The sequence below is a fragment of the Rathayibacter sp. PhB1 genome (genome assembly GCF_004362935.1).
GTDB classification, from domain to species: Bacteria; Actinomycetota; Actinomycetes; order Actinomycetales; family Microbacteriaceae; genus Rathayibacter; species Rathayibacter festucae.
Genome location: NZ_SNYD01000002.1, coordinates 759,231 through 778,143 on the forward strand (window position 1 = coordinate 759,231; position 18,913 = coordinate 778,143).

Here is an 18,913-nt window from a genome sequence, read left to right on the forward strand (position 1 = left end):
CCGGAGGCGGCTACTCGACCAGCATGCATGGGCATGAGCAATACGCGTGGACTTCGCGCGCCGCATGCTGATCGAGCGGCCCCTGCATGGTGATCGAGTAGCCCGCGGAGCGGGCGTATCGAGATCCACCGTGCTGAGCTGGGCGGGTCTCGATACGCCCCTCCGGGGCTGCTCGACCAGCATGAATGGCGCCGGAGGCGGCTGCTCGACCGGCATGAAGGGCGGCGAGGGCGAGACCAGGGGCGGCCGAGGCGGCTACTCGGCAGGCACGGCCGTCTGCCCGCGGACCGCGGCGACGACGGCCGCGACCGCGCGGTCGACGCTCGCCGCGCGTGCGGCGGCGTCCTCCTGCTCGGAGTCGTGGACGAAGGCCGTCGTGCCGCGGACCGCGCCGCAGTACTCGACGACGCCGTGCTCGATCTGGGTGCGCAGGGACTGCTCGTAGGCGTGCCGGTCGTACACTCCGGCGCTGTCGCCGGCGATCGGCAGTAGGTGGACGGTGAGCCCGCCGAGCTTCCGGCGCATCCCGTCGGCCGGATCGATCTCGAAGGCCCAGCCGTTGACGAAGACGCGGTCGATCCAGCCCTTCATCAGCCCGGGCATCGACCACCAGTAGACGGGGAAGACCAGCACGAGGTGCTCGGCGGCGTCGAGCCGGCGCTGCTCGCTCGCAACGTCGGCCGGGTACTCGCCCGCGACGCGGTAGGTGTGCCGGTCGGCCGCACTGAAGCGCGGGTCGAAGCCCTCCGCGGCGAGATCGGCGAGCTCGGCCGGCTGCAGCTCCTCCGCGAGCCGTCGGGCCAGAGCGAGGGTGAGCGAGTCCTGATCGGGGTGGGCGGCGACGATGAGCGCGGTCATCCGTCCATCCAAGCGCAGCCGGCCGAGAGCACCGTGCGACCCGTCACCGCCGCGGCGTGCGACGATGCGGCATGCGACAGCACGACCGCGGAGGAGACCGATGACCGAGCCGGACCCGCAGGAGGTCCTGCACCGCGACGGCAGCCTCCGCGCTCGCGGCGCCACGCTCGAGGGCGAGCTGCACGGGTACTGGGAGTGGTTCCGCCTGGACGGCACCCGGCTGCGGAGCGGGTCGTTCGATCGAGGGCGCCAGGTCGGAGTCTGGACCACCTACGACCGCACCGGCGCTCCGCACAGGGAGACGCGCTTCGGCGACTGAGGGGGCCGCGTCTCGGATCGCGCGTCTCAGGAACCGCCGCGCGCCAGGACACCGGTGACGAGCAGCTGCACGAGGGCGTCCGTGTCGTAGCGCGGGTCGCCCGCGCCGCCGATGCAGAGGTTGCCGATTCCGCGCAGCAGGCCGTACGCCTCGACGGGCGGGGCGTCCGGCGCGATCGCCGCCTCGAGCAGCGTCGCGCAGACCGGCACCAGCCGGTCGACGAAGAACGCGTGCAGGGCATCGGAGCCCGCGCCGTCGCCCTGCAGCGCATCCGGCAGCCCGTGCTTGGTGACCAGGAAGTCGACGAACAGCGCCAGCCACGCGCGCAGCGCCGCCTCGGGTGAGTCGCTCTCGGCGAGGAGTCGCGGCCCGGCCTCGGCGCAGGCCTCGACCTGGTGCCGGTAGACGGCGACCACGAGGTCGGCCCGGGTGGGGAAGTGGCGGTAGATCGTGCCGGTGCCCACGCCGGCGCGCGTCGCGATCTCGCGAACGGGGGCGTCGACGCCGGACTCGACGAAGACCGCGGCGGCCGCGTCGAGGAGCGCCTGCGAGTCGCGCCGAGGCCGGCCGACGCGGGGGGCCGCCGGGCCGGTGCCGCCATGATCCGTCACTGCTGCTCCTCCTCCGAGCGCTCTATCCGAACGCTCCGCTTGCTTAACGGAACAGTGCTCCGTATTGTTGCGGAACGTCGCTCCGATAACCAGTATCGCAGAGCGCGAACCGGAAGGCACCAGCATGACCAGCACCGTCCCCACCTCTCTCCCCGAAGCACTCCCCGAAGCACTCCCCGTCGTCGCGGTCGCCCCCGTCGAGCTCGATGCTCCGGGCCGCCCCGTCCCGCTCACCGTGCGGATCTCCGCTCCGGTGACCGGCACGGACCTGCCCGTGGTGCTCTTCTCGCACGGCAACGGCTGGAACCACGACGGCTATGCGCCGCTCACCGCGTTCTGGGCCTCGCGCGGCTTCGTCGTGATCCAGCCGACGCACCTCGACTCGAGGCGTCACGGCTTCGGCTTCGACCACCCCGTCTTCCCGACGATCTGGGAGCAGCGGATCGCCGATCTCACGCGCGTGCTCGACCGGCTCGACGTCCTCGAGGCGACCGTGCCCGGTCTCGCCGGTCGTATCGACTCGAGCCGAGTCGCCGTCGCCGGGCACTCCTGGGGCGCGCAGACGGCGCAGACGCTGCTCGGCGCCCGCATCGTCGGAGAGGACGGCTCGCTCAGCCCGGACCGCTCCGACCGCCGGGTGCGCGCCGGCGTCCTGCTCGCCGCGACGGGGGTCGCCGGCGACGACCTCGAGCCGTTCGCGCAGGCGGCCTTCCCCTTCCTCCGCCCCTCCTTCGCGCAGCTGAGCACGCCGACCCTCGTCGTCGCGGGCGACCGCGATCAGTCGCGGCTCTCCCGGCGCGGGCCGGACTGGTTCACCGACGCCTACACGCAGAGCCCGGGCGCGACCGACCTGCTCACCCTGCACGGCGGCGAGCACTCGCTCGGCGGCATCGTCGGCGAGGAGGTCGCCGAGACGACGGACGCGGATCCCGCGCGCCTGAGCGCGATCCAGCAGCTGACCACGGCCTACCTCCGCACCGCGCTCGGCGTCGACGCGAGCAGCTGGTCCGCCGCGCGGGCGGCGTTCCGCGAGGACGGGCGCGAGATCGGCCGCATCGACAGCGAGTGACGCCGCGCACTGCCATCGGGCGTCAGTCCTTCGCCGCCGCGGCCCCTCCGGCGAGGTCGTCTTCCGTCGGCTCGGTCACCCCGATCGTGCTGATGATCGGCATCGTGCCCGTCCGCGCGAGCGGCTCCTCGGCGGTCGGCGCCGGCTCCGGATGCGGGGAGCGGCGCGCCCGGACCGGCGCCACCGCCCGGACGACCGGAGTGCGCAGCCGCCGGTACGCGATGCGGCCGAGGGTGACGCCGCCCGCGAGCCCGATCGCGATCATGCCCGCCTGGAGCAGCAGCTCGATCCCGCCCTCGGGGCCGCGGCCGGAGGTGAGGTCGAGCACGCCGCGGTAGAGGGTGAGGCCGGGGAGCAGCGGCACGATGCCGCAGGCGGTGGTCACCACGGCGGGCACGCGCCAGCGCTCGGCCAGGGTCTCGCCGAGCAGGCCGATCACGATCGCGGGCACGGCGCTGGCGAGCAGCGGCGCGGCGCCCAGCCCGCTCAGCGCGTCGGAGGCGACCCACGCTCCCGCGCCGGTGAGCGCGGCGACGAGCGCCGGCCGCGGGGGCGTGTGCGACGAGAGCGCCCAGGCTCCCGCCGCGATGCCGGCGCCGAGCACCTGCACGCTGGCCGGCCAGGGGCGGGCGTAGGAGTCGACCAGCACCAGCTCGACGCCGAGGGTGCGCGCGCCGTCGAGCACGGCGGCGATGCCGACGACGATGCCGAGCGTCAGCAGCCCGACCTCGAGCAGCCGGCCGCCGGCCGTGATCGGGAAGCCGTTGATGGCGTCGTCCGCCGCTCCGACGAAGGAGAGCCCGGCGAGCAGCACGACGACCCCGGAGGCGACCACCAGTGCCGGCGGCAGCACGGCGAACTCGACCGGCAGCTGCGGCACGACCGCGAGCAGCAGCACCGCGACCCCGGTCGCGAGCGCGGCTCCGGCGATCTGCTGGAAGAAGGCGGGCAGCCCCCAGCGGCCGAGCAGCTGGTTGACGCCGTCGATCGCGGCGGTCGTGAGCGCGGCGAGGAGGACGATGAGCGGCCCGCCGCCGAGCAGGATCGCGACGCCCGCGGCCATCACCGCGAGGGTGAGCGTCACGACGCTCCGCCGGTAGCGGTGCGGCTGGACGAGGATCGCGTCGAGCCGCTCGTGCGCGTCCTCGAACTGCTGCCGGGCCTCGTCGCGCGCGGTCGACGAGTCGACGGTGTCGGCGACCCTGACCTCGGGGGAGCCGTCGGTGATCGCGGTGACCAGCGTCGTCACGCGGGCGAGCCGCTCGTAGTCGGCGCTGCGGGAGGCGACGACGCGCAGCACGCTGACGCTGGGCGAGTCCTCGCTCCCGTCGTGCACGACCAGGATCGAGGTGAAGGTGAGGTCGACCTGCACCTCGATGCCGTACGCGCGGCAGACCCGCTCGATGGTCTCGGTGACCTCCGCCGCCGCGGACCCCAGCGAGAGCAGGGTCTCGCCGAGCCGCACCGCCAGCTCGAGCACACCGCGCACGGTCTGCTCGGCGAGGACCGCGCGCTGCGAGCGCCGGCTCACCGGCGCGGCGGGGCGCTGGCCGCTCAGCGTGCCGACGAGCTGCCGGAGGAGTCGCTGCTGGAAGGGTCGAGGATGGGGCACCCCCCGAGCGTACGGAAGACCACCGTCACCGGAGGACCGTCACTGGAGGACCGGCTCCTGAGGACCAGCACCGCACCGCCGTCACCGCGCCTCCGTCACCAGGGCACCACCGCGCCGCGGAAGTCGCGGTAGGCGATCCCGGGCGTGCCGAGGCGGCCGATCAGCACGTCGACCACCTTCGGCACGTTGTCCTCGATCGTGAACGGCGCGTCGTCGCCGCCGAGCGCGGTCCGGATCCAGCCCGGCGCGATCAGCACGATCGCCCGGCCCGTGCCGGACTGCCGCACCGCGAAGCTCTTCAGGAACTGGTTGAGCGCCGCCTTGCTGCCGCGGTAGACCTCCCGCCCGCCGCCGGTGTTGTTCGCGATGCTGCCCTGCCCCGAGGACATCGCGCCGATCAGGCCGTCATCCGCGACGAGGTCCTGCAGTGTCTCGATCACCCGCATCGGGCTGAGCGCGTTGGTGACGAAGACCTCGATGAAGTCCGCCGTCGAGACCTGGCCGATGGGGGTGCCCTCGCTCGTCGTGGTGCCGGCGTTCACGAAGAGCAGGTCGAGCACGCGACCCGTCAGGCGCTGCCGGAGCGCCCGCGTCTCCTCCTCGTCGGTGATGTCGAGCCGCTCGATCGCCAGGCGGTCCGCGCCGACCTCGTCCTGGAGCTCGTGCAGAGGGGTGCGCCTGCCGGGATCCCGGACGGTGCCGATCACGTCCCAGCCGCGGCCGAGGAACTCCGCGGCGAGGGCGTGACCCAGCCCGCGGGAGGCTCCGACGAGGAGGGCGGTGCGGGCGGCGCCGGACGGGGGAGTCGGTGTGGTCGATGTCGTGGTCATCCCGTCACTCTCACCCTGCCGCAGGTCGATCCGCGCGGTCTGTCAGCGAACCGTGCGCTGCGCGGCGCCGGTTCTCAGAGTCGGGCGGGCGGACCCGTCGTCACCGGGAGTCCCGCCACCGCTCCCAGCATCGGAAGAGCTGGAGCAGTCCAGCGAGAGCCGTCACGACCCCCGCCAGCGCCAGGATCAGCGTGAGCGGCTCGAGGGACCCGCCGATCTGCTCCCGATCCGCAGAGACTCCGGCCTCCAGTAAGTGCTGAACGGCGAGAGCGGCGAGCAGCGTCCCGACGACGACGAGCGCGATGCCCGATAGCAATCTCATAGGTCGACCGGTGTCATGTCGGGTTGCACAATGCTGCAGCGGTCGCAGCGTAACCGACGTCCGGCCGCCATGAATCGAGGTTCCACGGGGTCTTGAAGTACACGGCGTTAGCCCAGTGGCAGACGAGCTGGTCGTGGAACTTCGCGCCCTCATAGCTCGAAGGCACGAGAGCGTCGTATGCAGGCAGCCCTGTGCTTCGTGGCATTCTCCCCCAGTTGATGTTCGGAGCCGGGGTCACGGACACGACATTCTTCGCAGTTGCCATATCGATGTTCAGGGTGACATTCGAGTAGAGGGAGTTGCCACCGAAGTCTTGTGTCGGGTCTGCGACGATCGGGTACTCGAACGAGTCAGTCGTGTGATCCACAACCTGCGTCAACGTACCGCCGGAGACCTCGTAATGAGTGGGCACCGAGGTTCCTGCGGCATCGATCGCCCAAGGTTCTAGAAAGTACCCCACCATCTCCTGGCCCCGCCATATCATCACTCCGCCGTCGTCGGCCTGCTTCAGGGTACCGACGTCCCTGTAGCCGTAGCTGTAGCGCGATGGCGCCCGCGGACTGTCAAGGATTGAAACGAAGGTGACTGAGTCGTCGGAATTCGCGAGGACGACCGTGGTGGACTCGTCTCCATTCCGATAGGTGATACCTGCGTCGGGCGTCCCGGACTGGACGGCCGAATCGGCTGCGGGCAGCACGACACTCGCAGTGATGTCACCCACGGTGATGGTCACTCCGTCCTTCGCGTCCTGGGGCGTTCTGACCGAACCCGACGGCAGGGACAGCACGGCGCCATCAGGCATGGCTGTCACGCGCGAAGGCTCGGCCAGCTCGATGACGTCCGGCGCAACCGCCGCGATGATAGCCGTGGATGCGCTCGGCGCCTCTTTCGCTTCGACGGTGGAGGTGACGAGAAGTGCGTTGCCGCTGGCGAACACCAGAATTGCGACGGCTCCTGCAATCCCTGTCCTCTTTGCATGTGGCACAGATATCCCTTTCGATCTCGACTCTGACGAGAGTTCGCAAGAACCACCTCGATGTGGTTCTTGTGTTGGAATGGTGCACCTGGGTCTCATGGGAAGCAAGCGCGTTCGCTGTACGTCGGGTATCTCGCGCCAGGACGCCATAGTCGACAACGTGTGACCGGCACTGTCAGGGCGCGGGCGTGCGGGCGGGGAGGCCGCGGGTCTGGTCCCGCACGAGGAGGCGTAGGTGCCCCGAGGAGGCGGCCCTGCGCCGGATCGGACGGACGGCTTCGGCTCACGGCCCGACGGTGGTGGGCCTCGAGACGCCCAGTGGTCTACTCGACCAGCACAGAGGGCGGTGCGCGTCGATCGAGGGTTCGCGGGCTGCTCCACCAGCGTCTGGTGCGGTGCGCGTCGACCGTCTGGTGACCGGTCGACCGCTGCGCAGGTGCTCAGAATCGTTTCTGTGGCGACGTTCCGGCCGTCGTGTCGCGCCAGAGCGGCCCTTCTCGCCATCCGCTCCCAGGTCTGCTCCGAACCATGCGTACACATCAACCTCACGACCGGAGCCCGCATGCTCGCCACCGCCACTGCCCCCACCGCCGCAGCCCGCCGCTCGCGCACCGTCCTCGCGCCCGCGCTGCCGCTGCTCCCGCCCGACTCCGACCGGATGCTCGTCATCCGCTCGGCCTCGGGCGACGACCGCGCGTTCGCCGAGATCGTCCGCCGGCACACCTCCCTGCTGCGCGCGACGGCGCTGCGCATCCTCCGCGCCTCGAGCGAGGCCGACGACGTGGTGCAGGAGACGTTCCTCGCCGCCTGGACGCACATGGACAGCGTGATCGACGGCGAGACGATCGTCGGCTGGCTGCTGACCACGGTGCGCCGGCGCTGCTACGACCGGCTGCGCTCGATCGACCACCAGAACCACGCCGAGCTGGAGCAGGACGTGCCGGAGTCGCTCGACCACTGCCCGACCGCGGTGTCGGAGCGCGCGGCGCTCGTCGCCGAGGCGCGCGCCGTGCTCGGCCGGATGCCGGAGCTGCAGCGCCGCTGCTGGGAGCTCCGCCAGCTGCAGCAGCGCAGCTACGACGACATCGGCGCCGAGCTCGGCGTCAGCGCGACCGTGGTCCGCGGGCAGCTCTCCCGCGCCCGCCTGCTGATGGAGGCCACGCTCGCGCACTGGCGCTGAGGCCCCGAAGCGCTCCCCGCGGGCGGTCGATCCGTCGCGGACGGCTCTCGCCGACGCGCCGAGGGAGCCGTTGGCGACGGGTCGATCGGCCGATCGCCGCGGCTTCGGGGGTGAGCGCACTCGGCTCGGGACGGACTCGGCGGTTAGCGTGGAGGGCATGGAACCCAGCTTCGGAGCCCTGCTCACCGGTCTCGTGATCAACCTCTTCTGGTTCGCGCTCGTCCTCGTCGCGGTCTACTTCGTCGTCCGGGCGGCGGTGACGAGCGCGCTCAGGCGCGCCGGCGTCATCACTCCGGCGAGCGCCGCCGCCCTCGATCGCGAGGACGAGGCGCACCGCCGCGCGATCGACGACGAGCGGCGTCCGGAGGCCTGAGCCCGGCGCACCCGAGCCCGGCGCCCTCGAGCCGGGCACACTGCCGCGGCCTCAGCTCCCGAGGATCGCGAGCACCGTCGACAGGATCCCGCAGGCCGCGCCGGTGCCGACCAGGATCAGGCCGGTCAGCCGCAGCGCCCGCACCGGATCCGCGCGCCGGTGCAGCCGGATCCGCTCCGGGTCCTCCTCGCGGTAGTAGACCTCGCGCTGGTCCGAGCCGACCGGCGTCAGCGGGTCGTCGGCGGCGAGCGGCCGCGAGCGGACCTCGCCCGCGCGGGTGACCCAGTGCAGCGCGCGCGGCGGCCCGTCCTCGAGGTAGGCGGTCGTCGTCGACCACCGCCCGTCGATCAGCAGCCCCACGAACGCCGCGAACAGGAACAGCAGCCCCAGCGGGAGCGTGATGAGGGAGAGGGCCTCCAGGATCGTCTCCAGCACCGGTCGCCTCCCTCTCGGATCCGCTGACGAGCGTACCGGGCGGAGCCGGCGCGGGCTGCGCCGACCGGCCACCGTTCCCCGCCGACGCCGGGCGGCGCGGCGGCGCTTCCGTACACTGGCGGCGACCGCGGCTGCTCCGCCGCGCAGACGGCGGCACGAGCTGCGGGGGTGACGGGGACGGATGGCGACGACGGGTGGCGCACGGCACGGACGGCTCAGGCCGCGCTCGAGCGTTCGGACTCTGCTCCGCGGCGCTGCCGCCGCCGTCGCGGTCCTCGCCGTGAGCGGCACCTGCCTGGTCGGGATCGCGACAGCGAGCATCACGAGCAACGTCGCCGGCAACGCGGTCGACCTCGGGATCGCGCCCTCCGCGGAGCCGCGGGCCGTGCAGCTGGGTGCGATCGAGGGCGGCTTCAGCGTCCTCATCGTCGGCACCGACAACGACGCGGTGCAGGGCGACGCGTTCGGGGTCCGCGACGGCACGCTGAACGACGTCACGATCCTGCTGCACGTCTCCGCCGACCACCGCAGTGCCACGGTGATCAGCTTCCCGCGCGACCTCGTCCTGGACCGCCCGGCCTGCACCGATCCGGAGACCGGCGAGGTCACGGAGGCGACCGCCGACGTCCCCCTGAACTCCGCGTTCGAGGCCGGCGGGCTCTCCTGCGTCAACGACACGGTCCAGCGGTTCACCGGCCTGACCGTGCCGTACGCGGGCTGGGTCTCCTTCAACGGCGTGATCGAGATGAGCAACGCCGTCGGGGGAGTGCCGATCTGCCTCACCGGGCCGATCCGGGACACCGACTCCGGGCTCGACCTGCCCGCCGGCACCAGCACCGTCTCGGGAGCGACCGCGCTCGCGTTCCTCCGCACCCGGCACGGCGTCGGCGACGAGAGCGACCTCAGCCGGATCTCCTCGCAGCAGCAGTACCTGGCCTCGCTGATGCGCACGGTCCGCTCGGCGGACACGCTCTCGAACGTGCCCGCGCTCTACGGACTCGCGCAGGCGGTGTCCTCGAACGTGCACCTCTCCACCACGCTGACGAACCCGTCGACGATGATCTCGCTCGCGCTGGCCCTCAAGGACGTCGACCTCGCGCAGATGGTGTTCGTGCAGTACCCGGCGCTGGACGACCCGGACCGGCCGGGCAAGGTCGTGCCGGACACCGTGCTCGGCGGCGAGCTGATGGCGCGGGTGCTGAACGACGAGCCGGTCGTGCTCGCGTCGACGCCCGTGGAGGAGCAGCCCGCTCCGCCGGTCGAGGCGGGCACCTCCGCTCCTGCGCCGAGCGACCCCGCCGCCGCGCAGCCCGCTCCGGAGCCGCTCGACGCCCCCGGGCAGACCGCCGCCGAGGAGACCTGCGCCGTCCCGTCGGAGTGACGCGCGGAACCGGCCGCGGGTGAGTCGTCAGGCCGTCGCGTCCGCGCCGGTGTCCCGCACGTTCCTGACGACGCGGGCCGGGGCGCCGACGACGACCGCTCCCGCCGGGACGTCCTTCGTGACGACCGCGGCGGCGGCGATCACCGCGTCGTCGCCGATCGTGACGCCGGCGAGCAGGACGGCCTTCGCGCCGATCCAGACGTTGGAGCCGACGACGATCGGAGCGGGGTGCAGGTCGCCGCGTCGCGCCGGATCGAGGTCGTGGTTCAGGGTCGCGAAGACGACGTCGTGCCCGATGAGGCAGTCGTCGCCGATCGTGATGCCGCCCTGGTCCTGGAAGGCGCAGCCGGAGTTGATGAAGACCCGCGCGCCGATCCGGAGATTGCGGCCGAAGTCGGCGCGGAGCGGCGGGAACAGGGTCACCGACTCGTCGATCGGCCGGCCGGTCAGCTCCGCCAGCAGCTCGCGCACGCGCTCCGGCGGGTGGTAGCCGCTGTTCAGCTCCCCGGTGATGCGCAGCGCCTCCTGGCTCGCCGTGTGCAGGACGGCGTGCAGCGGGGAGCCGCCCTCGATCGTCCGCCGCGCGTCGAACGCGGCGATCAGGTCGTCCAGGTCCTTCAGGTCCAGGTCCAGGTCCAGGTCCGGCTCCGGGTCCATGTCGTCGTCCTCTCCTCGGGTCCGCCCAGGCTAGGAGCGCCGGGCGCGCGGCTGGGACTCCCTGCCGGGGCACCCCTGCCGCGGGTCGGCCCGCCGTCAGCCGTCACGCCTCCATGAGGCGTCCCTGCACGGTCGAGACGTCCCGCTGGAACGGGCTGGCTCGACCGCTCGGGGACGCCTCGCGCGTCACGCCCCGACGCCGCGGGGGAGACTCCGCTCCAGGAGGGTGGCCCGGCGGGCGGCCAGGGCGAGTGCGAGCAGCACAGCGGCGACGACGAGGAGCGGCAGGACCACCCGGGCGGCCGGGACGTCCGTGAGCACCGTCGCGCCGAGGGCGTCGACGGCGGTCAGCAGCGCCGACAGACCGACCAGCAGGAGGACCGACATCACGGCCGCCACCCGACCGCGCCAGGGCACGACCGCGAGGACCCCGAGCGCCGCCACCGGCCCCGCCGTCGACAGGTCGGGACCGAGCCAGCCGGCCGCCGCGGCGACGAGCGCGATGCTCAACTCGGTGGCGGAGGCGAGCAGGGCGGTGACCCGTGCGGCGCCGGTCCGGGCGGCGAGGGCGAGGCCGAGGGCGATCGCGAAGAGCGTCCCGGCGAGGAAGGAGGGGTTGGTGAACGGTCCGATCGCACCGGGGTAGCCGACACCGGGGGACCAGTTGACGACGGCGTAGAAGAGGAAGAACGCCGTGGCGAGCGCGAGGGGGACGATCGTCGACGGGGAGCGCCCGGGAGCGGACCGGAGGCGGTGGCGCAGACCGCCGACCGCGAGGGTGATCCGCTGCCCGATGCCCGGACCGCGGTGCCCGCGGTCGTCGGCCTCGTCGAGCAGGATGCCCAGCAGGACCTCGCCGTGCTCGTCGCGCCAGGCGGCCGGGTACCAGCGCAGCGCGCGGCGGAAGCGGTCGGTGCGCCGCGCGTCCTCGTTCGTCGTCATGCCGTTCTCCTTCGTCGGGTGGTCGGGTCAGAGCGCGGCGGACGGCGAGAGCCCGAGGTTGATCCGCGCCCGCACGGCGCTCGCCTCCATCCGGGCGACCTCGGCGCCGAGTGCGGATCGGCCGCTGTCCGTCAGCCGGAAGTAGCGGCGCACGCGGCCGGTGATCCGCTCGTCGCCGTCGGGTGCGATCAGGCCCGCCGACCCCAGCCGCTCGAGCGCCGCGTAGAGCGTGGTCACCCGCAGCCGCACGCGGCCCTCCGACTGCTCCTCGATCTCCTGCAGCAGCGCGTAGCCGTGGCGGCGCCCGAGAGCGAGCGCGGTCAGGATCCAGAAGGTCGTCTCTCGCATCTCCTCGGGCACGGGCGACACCATACTCCAACGGCAGGAGTATCGGGCGGCCGTCACTCCCGCCGGTCGTCTCCCGGGGCCGGCGAGGCCGCGAGGAACGCGCCGCGCTCCTCGAGCAGCCGGCGCAGGTGGCGCGCGAGGACGAGCCGCTCGGCGATGCGGCCGAGGACACCGAAGGGGGCGTGGAAGGTGAGCCGGTCGGTCATCACCGAGCCGCTGCCGTCCGGCTCGAAGAGGTGCTCGTGCCGGAAGGAGCGGAACGGGCCGCGGGTCTGCTCGTCCGTGAAGGAGTGCGGCGCGTCGAGGGCGGTGATCCGGCTGGTCAGCCGCAGGCGGACGCCGAAGTGCCGGGCCCGCCAGGTCACCTCCTCGCCGAGGCCGATCCGGCCGCTGACCACCCCGGCGACCGCGCGCTCACCGGCCGCGGCCTGCGACTCCGTGTGCAGGTCGATGCTCCGCGCGCGGTCGAACATGTCGTCGACGGAACGGTGGGAGCGGGTGACGACCTCGACCGACGCGACCATGACTCGATCATGGCGCAGTGCCGTGATGGTGCAGTGCCGTCACGGTGCAGTGCGGTCACGGTGCAGTGCGGTCACGGTGCAGTGCGGGATGGCCGGCGGCTCGGCATCGCCGCACTCGTTCGAGCACCGGCTCCGGCTCCGAGGAGCACCCGGAGAGCAGCAGAGCGACCGCGGAGGCGACCGCCAGTGCGCCGCACGTCCCTCGCACGATCGAGCTCCGCCGGTCAGTGGAAGTTCAGCGTGGACGGCGACGGCGCCTTCCACGCCTCCGACCGGTAGGCGTGCGGATCGTGCGGCGCCCGCGGCGGCTCGCCGAAGGGGTCGACCGGCAGTTCGGCCGGAGTCCTCGAGACGGCGCTGCGCAGTGCTGCGGCGAGGGATCGGAGGCGATGGACCACGGCGTTCACGGCGTTCACGGCGTTCACGGCGTTCACGGCGTTCTCCCGTTCTCCGGTCAGGGCTGACCGTCACGGTCGACGCTACCGGGATCCTCCGACATCGCGCTCGTCGACTTTCCGCGCCTCGGCGACCCCGACACCGACCGCCCGGTCGGCCGGGTCTGCTCCGAATCCGGGTCGGCTCCGCGCCGGGGTCAGCTCCGGGTCGGGTAGTCGCCCGCCTCGAGGTCCGCGAGCAGGCTCGGGTGGGTCGGCGCCCAGCCGTAGGTGCTGCGGGTCCAGGCGCTCGACGCGGGCTGGTCCATCGCGAAGATCTCGCCGAGGGGTCCGAACGTCTCCGCCGGCACCTGCTCGACCGGCAGGCCGAGGCGCCGCCCGATGACCGTGGCGATCGCGAGCATCGTGTCGCCCTCGTCGGCGACGGCGTTCACGGCCGTCCCCGCCTCGCCCCGCTCGATCATCAGGCGGAACAGCGACGCCGCGTCGCGACGGTGCACGGCCGGCCAGCGCTGGCCGCCGTCGCCGACGTAGGCGGAGACTCCGGAGCGCTGCGCGGCCTGGATGAGGAGACCGGCGAAGCCGTAGGCGACGTCGCGCTCGTGCACCGAGCGGGGGAGCCGGACGGCGGTCGTCCGGACGCCCTGCGTCGCCAGACCCAGGACCCGCGCGGCGTTGACCCCGCGGCCGCCGACCGGGCCGGTGGTGGTCAGCGGATCGTGCTCGGTCGCGACGGCACCCGCGGAGAAGGTCGTGCCCGAGACGAGGGAGAACGGCTTGCCGGTGCCGACGAGTGCGGCGCCGATCGCGTCCATCGCCGCGCCCTCCTCCGCGATGCTGCGCTCGAGGTCGGAGAAGTCGTTGCTGAAGGCGAGGTGGATCGCGCCGTCGGCGGCACGGGCGGCGTCCAGCAGCAGCTCGAGGTCGGCGAGCTCGCCGCGGAGGGGCTCGCCGCCGGCATCGAGGACCCGGCGGACGGCCGACTCCGACCGGGCGAGACCGAGCACCTCGTGACCGTGGGCGACGAGATCCTCGGTGACGGCGAGGCCGATGGCGCCCGGGGCGCCGGTGAGGAGGATGCGCATGGGAGGACTCCTTCTGGGTGATGGGATCGATGTCCCATCACTGTAGACCCGGGATGGGACTCGTGTCGCGTCACGGTAGGATCTCCCCATGCCACGCTGGGAACCCGATGCCCGCGAGCGGTTCGTCTCCGCCGCTCTGCACCTGTTCACCGAGCAGGGCTACGACGAGACCACGGTGGCGCAGATCGCCGATCGGGCCGGGCTGACCCGGAGCACGTTCTTCCGGCACTTCCCCGACAAGCGCGACGTGCTCGCCGCCGGTCAGGAGACGCTCTCGGCGCTGCTCGCGCAGGGGGTGCGCGAGGCGCCGGCCGGGGCGACGCCGATGCAGGCGGTCGCCGCCGGGCTGGTGTCGGCCTCCGCCGCGATGACGCCCTTCAACCGTGAGCTCGGGCCGCGGCTCGAGGCGGTGATCGCCACCAGCGCCGAGCTGCAGCAGCGGGCCCTGCTGAAGAAGGTCGGCATGGCGACGGCGATGGCCGACGCCCTTCGCGAGCGCGGGGTCGCCCCGGCGGTCGCCGATGCCGCCGCCGAGCTCGGGGTGCTCGCCTTCAAGGAGTCGTTCGCCGAGTGGTCCGAGGGCCGGGACGGCGAGCTGCCGGCCCTCGCCACCGCCGCGCTCGACCGCCTGCGGGAGGCGTTGACGCAGCTCGGCTGAACCCGCGCCGTCAGCCGGTGCGCGCCCAGTGGTCGCGGCCGCTCCGGCGCCACTGCTGGCGCGGTCCGTCCGACTCCGTCGCGGTGTCCGTCAGCCACAGGGTGCTGTCCGGAGCCCAGCCGGCGATCACGGAGGCGTAGCCGTCGTCGACCGGGATGAGCCGGGTCGCGCTCGAGAGGTAGCCGAGCACGGTGAGGTGCACGGCGTCCCAGTCGGCGGCGACGCGCTGCCAGTCCGGGAGCAGCCAGCGGCCCTCCCCGCCGGTCACCCGGTACCAGTCGTGCCGGCGGGAGGCGGTGACCTCGGCGGGGAAGGCGCGGCAGAGCGCGGCCCAGTCCTCGGCGCTGCCGAGCTCCAGCGTGCGGCCGGCGCCGGTCACCGGGATCACGGTCGCGGCGTCGAGTCCGCCGGCGTCCTCGACCAGCTCCAGCAGGTCCTCGATCCGGGACTGCGTGCGCAGCAGCCGGAGGGGGAGCGACCACCAGGAGCCGGAGAAGCTCGCGCGCGGGTCGGCCGGGCGATCGCGGGCGGACTGCTCCTCGTCGGCGCGGCGGGCGGCGGACCACTCGTCCAGGAGCGCGGCGGCGCCGGTCGGGAGCGGGCGGGCCGTGTCGGCGCGCCAGTCGACGGCCCACTGCTCCCGGGTGGCGGGGCTCGTCCACGTCGCCGCGGCAGGGGAGGCGAGCACGCGCTCGGCGACGGGAAGCAGCGCGGCGCGGAGCTCCGGCAGCGCGGCGAGGACGTCCTCGGCGTCGGGTTCCTGCCAGGAGTACGCGGTGTCGACGCTCCTGCGGAACGCGGCGCGGACCGCGTCGTCCTCCGCCGGGGTCGGCGGGAGTGCCGCGATCATCGCGGCGAGGCTCTCGGGAGTGGGGACGGGCAGATCGCGAGCGTCCGTGCCGTCCTCGGAGGCGTACAGCAGAACCGACTCCCCGCCGCCGCCCGAGGCGTGCGCGAGCAGGAACGCCGCAGTGTGCAGCGCGGGATCCGCCGCCGTCGCGTACTCCCAGCAGAGGCGGCGCCCCCGGGGCCCGCTGAGGAGGACGTCGGCTGCAGCAGTCATGTGCCCACTATGCCCGCCTGCGGCGCCGAGGCGTCCCCGAACGGTCGAGGCGTCCCGGTGCAGGTGGACGTCTCGACGGTTCGAGGACGCCTCGACTGCCGCCGGTGCGGGCGTCAGGCGTCGGGGTTCATCCAGAAGGGGGAGTAGTGGTAGCCGTCGGGGTCGTCGAACTGGCGCTGGTACATGAAGGGGTACTCGTCGGTGTCGCCGATGCGGCCGCCCGCGGCGCCGGCGCGCTCGGTCAGCTCGTCGACGGCCTCGCGGCTGCCGAGATCGAAGGAGACCGTCATCTTGGACGGGGTGTCCGGGCCGCCGATCAGCTCCTCGGTGCCGCCGACGCTCGCGTACATCTCGCGGCTGCTGAGCATCAGGTACTGATCCGGCGCGATCGCGAAGCAGGCGACGTTCTCGTTCGACATCGCCTCGTTCCGGCTCCAGCCGAGGACCGTGTAGAAGGCGGTGGCGCGCTCGACGCTCGCGACGGGGCAGGAGAGGTAGAGGCTCATGCGGGCAACACTGCCCAGAAGTGCGCGGCACGACAAGAGGCCGGGGAGCATCTGCTCCCGGAGCGACCGCCGGGCGTCTGCCAGAGTGCTGGCATGCCCTCTCCGCAGACCCTGACCGAGGAGGACCGCCGGCTCGTCGCCGCCTGGGCCGCCGACTGCGCCGAGCGGGTCCTGCCGCTCTTCGAGGCGGAGGCGCCCGACGACGACCGGGCCCGGGACGGGATCGCCCGGGCACGTGCCTTCGCCCGTGGCGAGCTGAGCGCGGCCGGGGAGATCCGGCGCCGCTTCGAGGCGGGCCGGGCGTCGCAGTCGGCGACGTCGCCCGCGGCGAAGGCGGCGGCCTGGTCGGCGGGGCAGGCCTCCGGAGTCGCGCACCTCGGCGCGCACGCGCTCGGGGCGGCGGCGTTCGCGGCCAAGGCGGCCGAGCTGGCCGACCCGGGCCGCGGCGGCGCGGCCGAGATCGACCGGCAGCTGGCGGGGATGAGCGCCCCGGTGCGGACGGCTCTGGCGCGCCTGCCGCTGCTCGGTGAGGACCCGTCCGGTCCGCTCGGGCCGGGACTCCTGGCCTCCGGCGCGCTCGGCGCGGTCATCCGCACGCTGCAGGCGGCGCTCGCCGCGGGGGACGATCGGTAGAGAGGGAGTCGGCGGCGGTGTCTCCGCCCGGGCAGCCGCACCGGAGCCTCAGTCGCTCGGGAGCAGTCGACACCGACGCAGTCGGCACCGACAAGGGTGGATCTCGATACGCCCGCTTCGCGAGCTGCTCGATCAGCAAGTGCATGCTGGTCGAGTAGCCCCGCAGGGGCGTATCGAGACCCGCCCACCGCAGAGACGTCGGGCCTGCGGGCTCTCGTGCCGGCGACGGTGGATCTCGATACGCCCGCTGAGCGGGCTACTCGATCAGCAAGCACTGTCTCGCCCGCCGACCCGAACATGTTGGTCGAGTAGCCCCGCAGGGGCGTATCGAGACCCGCCCACCGCAGAGACGTCGGGTCTGCAGGCTCTCGTACTGGCGGTGGTGGATCTCGATACGCCCGCTGCGCGGGCTACTCGATCAGCAAGCAGCTCGGCGACTCCGCAGGACGGCCGAGAGCAGGACCAACGCGGCGGCGGCCAGCGCCCACGGACCGGTGAAGACGAGTGCGCGCTCGATCGGACGCCAGAACGGCGCGACGAGTCCGCCGAGGAGCAGGCCGGCCGCCCCGCCGACGAGGGCGTTCGCCACGACCTGCGCGGCCAGGCGCCCTCCGCTGCTGGTCCAGACACGCTCAATCAGGCGGTCCAGCAGGTACGTCGCGGCGCCGACCGGCAGGCTCGCCACCGCCGCGCAGACGGCGAGCCCGCCGAGGGCGAGGAGGACGAAGGACGGGTCGGCCGACAGGGGAGTGGCCGCGGTCCCGTCCGCGATGTCGACGAGCGCCCCGATCGCGAGCGGCACGAGCGCCAGCATCGCGCCCAGGACGGCGCGGACGGCGTTCTCGCGCCCGCGGGCTCCGGGCGCGCGGCCGGCCGAGCCTCCGGGTCGTGCGCCGCTCACGAGCACCTCCGTGTCGCCGGCACCGAGGAGACCGCCGGGGCGAGGGCGGCGGGGATCTCGCGACCACCGGACAGGCCGGCGCCGAGCACGACCTCGACCACGGGGTCCCGGCCGTAGCTCGTCGCGACGACGACGGCCGCGTCGCTGTCGTCGATCGTCCAGTCGACGTCGCGCTCGGTGATGCACGCGGCCGAGGGGCCGGGGTCCGGGACTCCGCAGCGCAGCAGGACCAGGGCCGGCTCGCCCCAGGCCCCCGTGCCCTGCGCGTCCGTCGCCCGCTTCGTGAGCCCGACGACGTCGGAGGGGAGCCGCGCCGCGATCTCCGCGCAGCCGATGTCGGCCGCGGTCGGCGCGGGCTGCATCGGAACGGTGCCCGTGCAGCCGGACGTCGCGAGAGCGAGCAGCGCGACCACCGGCAGCGCGCGGCGGGATCGGTCGGCGGAGGAGGACACCCGGCGATCCTGTCAGTCCTCCGCGGTCCGCCGCCGCACGCCGCCGTCGAGCACGCGGTCGAGCCAGTCGCGCAGCAGCTCCCGCTCGGCGGGCCGGAGATCCGCGAGCCGCGGGGCGAGGGCGCGGACGGCGACGACGGCGGCGAGTGGCGCGTCGTCCGCGGCGGGCGGCTGCTCGGTCAGGATCCCGGCGAGCACCGCCTCGAACGCGGCGTCGGCGAGACCCGCGTCGCGCTCGGCCGCGGGGGAGGAGAGCAGGGTCGTCACGACGCCGGTCCCCGCGGTCTGGATCAGCCCGACGGCGCGCTCCTCGGGGACGCGGAGGCGACCGGCGGCCGCGACCCGGTGGACCCGCGCCGCGAGAATCCGCCTCCCCGACCGCGCCGCCGGCGAGGCCGCCGCGCGGGCCGGGTCGCTGAGCAGGCGGAAGAGCGCGGGATTCGCGAGGCCGAACTCGATCTGCGCCGTCCAGCCGGCGCGGAGATCCTCGATCGGGTCGACGTCGCCGGCCGCGGCCTCCTCGACGACGGCCGACTTCTCGGCGACCCAGCTGCTCAGCACGTGCTCGGCCACCGCCTCGAGCAGGCCGTCCTTGTCACCGAAGAGGCGGTAGATCGCCGGAGCCTGCAGGCCGGCCGCCTCCGCGACGCCGCGGGTGGTGACGGCCGCTGGGCCGGCCTCGCGCAGGAGGCGGGCCGCGGCGTCGACGATGCGGGCTCGGGTGTCCGTGGGGGGCGCGGTCATGGATCGACGATATCGCACTATTGCTATCGCTGGTATTCC

General features: G+C 73.6%; 24 protein-coding genes. 7 read left to right on the forward strand and 17 right to left on the reverse strand.

Annotated features, from left to right (window positions below):
* Positions 1-255: 255 nt before the first annotated feature.
* Positions 256-858: an NAD(P)H-dependent oxidoreductase gene (locus tag EDF17_RS07690; RefSeq protein WP_123445928.1), complete on the reverse strand. Its 603-nt coding sequence runs from the start codon at positions 856-858 to the stop codon at positions 256-258.
* Between the two features lie 100 nt (positions 859-958).
* Between EDF17_RS07690 and EDF17_RS07695 the strand changes: the two genes are divergently transcribed.
* Positions 959-1,177: a hypothetical protein gene (locus EDF17_RS07695; RefSeq protein WP_123445929.1), complete on the forward strand. Its 219-nt coding sequence runs from the start codon at positions 959-961 to the stop codon at positions 1,175-1,177.
* A gap of 26 nt (positions 1,178-1,203) precedes the next feature.
* On the opposite strand, the gene EDF17_RS07700 is transcribed toward EDF17_RS07695, so the two are convergent.
* Positions 1,204-1,788 (reverse strand): TetR/AcrR family transcriptional regulator, encoded by a 585-nt coding sequence (locus EDF17_RS07700; RefSeq protein WP_243732818.1) that lies wholly within the window; start codon positions 1,786-1,788, stop codon positions 1,204-1,206.
* Between the two features lie 124 nt (positions 1,789-1,912).
* On the opposite strand from EDF17_RS07700, the gene EDF17_RS07705 reads away from it, so the two are divergent.
* On the forward strand, positions 1,913-2,857 hold the full coding sequence (locus EDF17_RS07705) for an alpha/beta fold hydrolase (protein ID WP_123445930.1): 945 nt from the start codon (positions 1,913-1,915) through the stop codon (positions 2,855-2,857).
* Between the two features lie 22 nt (positions 2,858-2,879).
* Here EDF17_RS07705 and EDF17_RS07710 read toward each other — a convergent pair whose 3' ends face one another.
* The 3 genes from EDF17_RS07710 to EDF17_RS20120 all read right to left on the reverse strand — a co-directional run bounded on the left by EDF17_RS07710 (position 2,880) and on the right by EDF17_RS20120 (position 6,558).
* Entirely contained in the window at positions 2,880-4,469 is a 1,590-nt protein-coding gene (locus EDF17_RS07710; RefSeq protein WP_123445931.1) for a threonine/serine exporter family protein, read from the reverse strand.
* A gap of 95 nt (positions 4,470-4,564) precedes the next feature.
* Positions 4,565-5,299: an SDR family NAD(P)-dependent oxidoreductase gene (locus EDF17_RS07715; protein WP_123445932.1), complete on the reverse strand. Its 735-nt coding sequence runs from the start codon at positions 5,297-5,299 to the stop codon at positions 4,565-4,567.
* 335 nt (positions 5,300-5,634) lie between these two features.
* Positions 5,635-6,558, reverse strand: a complete 924-nt coding sequence (locus EDF17_RS20120) for a DUF2599 domain-containing protein (RefSeq protein ID WP_208110578.1) — start codon at positions 6,556-6,558, stop codon at positions 5,635-5,637.
* 601 nt (positions 6,559-7,159) lie between these two features.
* On the opposite strand from EDF17_RS20120, the gene EDF17_RS07725 reads away from it, so the two are divergent.
* Entirely contained in the window at positions 7,160-7,777 is a 618-nt protein-coding gene (locus EDF17_RS07725) for a sigma-70 family RNA polymerase sigma factor (protein ID WP_123445934.1), read from the forward strand.
* 157 nt (positions 7,778-7,934) lie between these two features.
* The gene (locus EDF17_RS07730; RefSeq protein ID WP_123445935.1) at positions 7,935-8,150 is read left to right on the forward strand and encodes a hypothetical protein; all 216 of its coding nucleotides are present in this window, start codon (positions 7,935-7,937) and stop codon (positions 8,148-8,150) included.
* A 51-nt stretch (positions 8,151-8,201) separates the two neighbouring features.
* Here the strand turns inward: EDF17_RS07730 and EDF17_RS07735 are convergent, their stop codons facing one another.
* Positions 8,202-8,585, reverse strand: coding sequence for a hypothetical protein (locus EDF17_RS07735; protein WP_123445936.1), 384 nt, complete (start codon positions 8,583-8,585; stop codon positions 8,202-8,204).
* 280 nt (positions 8,586-8,865) lie between these two features.
* Between EDF17_RS07735 and EDF17_RS07740 the strand changes: the two genes are divergently transcribed.
* Positions 8,866-9,966 (forward strand): LCP family protein, encoded by a 1,101-nt coding sequence (locus EDF17_RS07740; protein ID WP_166649623.1) that lies wholly within the window; start codon positions 8,866-8,868, stop codon positions 9,964-9,966.
* Positions 9,967-9,993: 27 nt separating this feature from the next.
* On the opposite strand, the gene EDF17_RS07745 is transcribed toward EDF17_RS07740, so the two are convergent.
* The 6 genes from EDF17_RS07745 to EDF17_RS07770 all read right to left on the reverse strand — a co-directional run bounded on the left by EDF17_RS07745 (position 9,994) and on the right by EDF17_RS07770 (position 13,917).
* Positions 9,994-10,623 carry a DapH/DapD/GlmU-related protein gene (locus EDF17_RS07745; RefSeq protein WP_123445938.1) on the reverse strand — a complete coding sequence of 210 codons (630 nt, stop codon included), beginning with the start codon at positions 10,621-10,623 and terminating at the stop codon, positions 9,994-9,996.
* Positions 10,624-10,809: 186 nt separating this feature from the next.
* Positions 10,810-11,565 carry a hypothetical protein gene (locus EDF17_RS07750; RefSeq protein WP_123445939.1) on the reverse strand — a complete coding sequence of 252 codons (756 nt, stop codon included), beginning with the start codon at positions 11,563-11,565 and terminating at the stop codon, positions 10,810-10,812.
* Positions 11,566-11,592: 27 nt separating this feature from the next.
* Positions 11,593-11,925 carry a PadR family transcriptional regulator gene (locus tag EDF17_RS07755; RefSeq protein WP_243732819.1) on the reverse strand — a complete coding sequence of 111 codons (333 nt, stop codon included), beginning with the start codon at positions 11,923-11,925 and terminating at the stop codon, positions 11,593-11,595.
* Between the two features lie 41 nt (positions 11,926-11,966).
* On the reverse strand, positions 11,967-12,437 hold the full coding sequence (locus tag EDF17_RS07760) for an SRPBCC family protein (RefSeq protein WP_123445940.1): 471 nt from the start codon (positions 12,435-12,437) through the stop codon (positions 11,967-11,969).
* Positions 12,438-12,661: 224 nt separating this feature from the next.
* Positions 12,662-12,871 (reverse strand): hypothetical protein, encoded by a 210-nt coding sequence (locus EDF17_RS07765; RefSeq protein ID WP_123445941.1) that lies wholly within the window; start codon positions 12,869-12,871, stop codon positions 12,662-12,664.
* Positions 12,872-13,029: 158 nt separating this feature from the next.
* A complete protein-coding gene (locus EDF17_RS07770; RefSeq protein WP_123445942.1) occupies positions 13,030-13,917 on the reverse strand; it encodes an NAD-dependent epimerase/dehydratase family protein in 888 nt (295 codons plus the stop codon).
* 88 nt (positions 13,918-14,005) lie between these two features.
* Between EDF17_RS07770 and EDF17_RS07775 the strand changes: the two genes are divergently transcribed.
* On the forward strand, positions 14,006-14,575 hold the full coding sequence (locus EDF17_RS07775; protein WP_123445943.1) for a TetR/AcrR family transcriptional regulator: 570 nt from the start codon (positions 14,006-14,008) through the stop codon (positions 14,573-14,575).
* Positions 14,576-14,585: 10 nt separating this feature from the next.
* Here EDF17_RS07775 and EDF17_RS07780 read toward each other — a convergent pair whose 3' ends face one another.
* Entirely contained in the window at positions 14,586-15,638 is a 1,053-nt protein-coding gene (locus EDF17_RS07780; RefSeq protein ID WP_123445944.1) for a hypothetical protein, read from the reverse strand.
* 113 nt (positions 15,639-15,751) lie between these two features.
* On the reverse strand, positions 15,752-16,144 hold the full coding sequence (locus EDF17_RS07785) for a VOC family protein (protein WP_123445945.1): 393 nt from the start codon (positions 16,142-16,144) through the stop codon (positions 15,752-15,754).
* Positions 16,145-16,237: 93 nt separating this feature from the next.
* Between EDF17_RS07785 and EDF17_RS07790 the strand changes: the two genes are divergently transcribed.
* Complete coding sequence (locus tag EDF17_RS07790) at positions 16,238-16,777, forward strand: putative immunity protein (RefSeq protein WP_123445946.1); 540 nt, start codon at positions 16,238-16,240, stop codon at positions 16,775-16,777.
* A 418-nt stretch (positions 16,778-17,195) separates the two neighbouring features.
* Here the strand turns inward: EDF17_RS07790 and EDF17_RS07795 are convergent, their stop codons facing one another.
* From EDF17_RS07795 to EDF17_RS07805, 3 genes are read right to left on the reverse strand one after another with little or no spacing between them, the layout of a single operon-like run.
* Positions 17,196-17,678 carry a hypothetical protein gene (locus EDF17_RS07795; RefSeq protein WP_123445947.1) on the reverse strand — a complete coding sequence of 161 codons (483 nt, stop codon included), beginning with the start codon at positions 17,676-17,678 and terminating at the stop codon, positions 17,196-17,198.
* The gene (locus EDF17_RS07800) at positions 17,675-18,130 is read right to left on the reverse strand and encodes a DUF3515 family protein (protein WP_123445948.1); all 456 of its coding nucleotides are present in this window, start codon (positions 18,128-18,130) and stop codon (positions 17,675-17,677) included. The genes EDF17_RS07795 and EDF17_RS07800 overlap by 4 nt, the downstream gene beginning before the upstream one ends.
* 12 nt (positions 18,131-18,142) lie before the next feature.
* The gene (locus tag EDF17_RS07805) at positions 18,143-18,874 is read right to left on the reverse strand and encodes a TetR/AcrR family transcriptional regulator (RefSeq protein ID WP_123445949.1); all 732 of its coding nucleotides are present in this window, start codon (positions 18,872-18,874) and stop codon (positions 18,143-18,145) included.
* Positions 18,875-18,913 lie beyond the last annotated feature (39 nt).

Coding starts and splice junctions, on each gene's coding strand:
- EDF17_RS07690 (WP_123445928.1), bottom strand. CDS start 858: ATGACCGCGCTCATCGTCGCCGCCCACCCCGATCAGGACTCGCTCACC.
- EDF17_RS07695 (WP_123445929.1), top strand. CDS start 959: ATGACCGAGCCGGACCCGCAGGAGGTCCTGCACCGCGACGGCAGCCTC.
- EDF17_RS07705 (WP_123445930.1), top strand. CDS start 1,913: ATGACCAGCACCGTCCCCACCTCTCTCCCCGAAGCACTCCCCGAAGCA.
- EDF17_RS07715 (WP_123445932.1), bottom strand. CDS start 5,299: ATGACCACGACATCGACCACACCGACTCCCCCGTCCGGCGCCGCCCGC.
- EDF17_RS07725 (WP_123445934.1), top strand. CDS start 7,160: ATGCTCGCCACCGCCACTGCCCCCACCGCCGCAGCCCGCCGCTCGCGC.
- EDF17_RS07730 (WP_123445935.1), top strand. CDS start 7,935: ATGGAACCCAGCTTCGGAGCCCTGCTCACCGGTCTCGTGATCAACCTC.
- EDF17_RS07745 (WP_123445938.1), bottom strand. CDS start 10,623: ATGGACCCGGAGCCGGACCTGGACCTGGACCTGGACCTGAAGGACCTG.
- EDF17_RS07750 (WP_123445939.1), bottom strand. CDS start 11,565: ATGACGACGAACGAGGACGCGCGGCGCACCGACCGCTTCCGCCGCGCG.
- EDF17_RS07760 (WP_123445940.1), bottom strand. CDS start 12,437: ATGGTCGCGTCGGTCGAGGTCGTCACCCGCTCCCACCGTTCCGTCGAC.
- EDF17_RS07770 (WP_123445942.1), bottom strand. CDS start 13,917: ATGCGCATCCTCCTCACCGGCGCCCCGGGCGCCATCGGCCTCGCCGTC.
- EDF17_RS07775 (WP_123445943.1), top strand. CDS start 14,006: ATGCCACGCTGGGAACCCGATGCCCGCGAGCGGTTCGTCTCCGCCGCT.
- EDF17_RS07780 (WP_123445944.1), bottom strand. CDS start 15,638: ATGACTGCTGCAGCCGACGTCCTCCTCAGCGGGCCCCGGGGGCGCCGC.
- EDF17_RS07785 (WP_123445945.1), bottom strand. CDS start 16,144: ATGAGCCTCTACCTCTCCTGCCCCGTCGCGAGCGTCGAGCGCGCCACC.
- EDF17_RS07790 (WP_123445946.1), top strand. CDS start 16,238: ATGCCCTCTCCGCAGACCCTGACCGAGGAGGACCGCCGGCTCGTCGCC.
- EDF17_RS07805 (WP_123445949.1), bottom strand. CDS start 18,874: ATGACCGCGCCCCCCACGGACACCCGAGCCCGCATCGTCGACGCCGCG.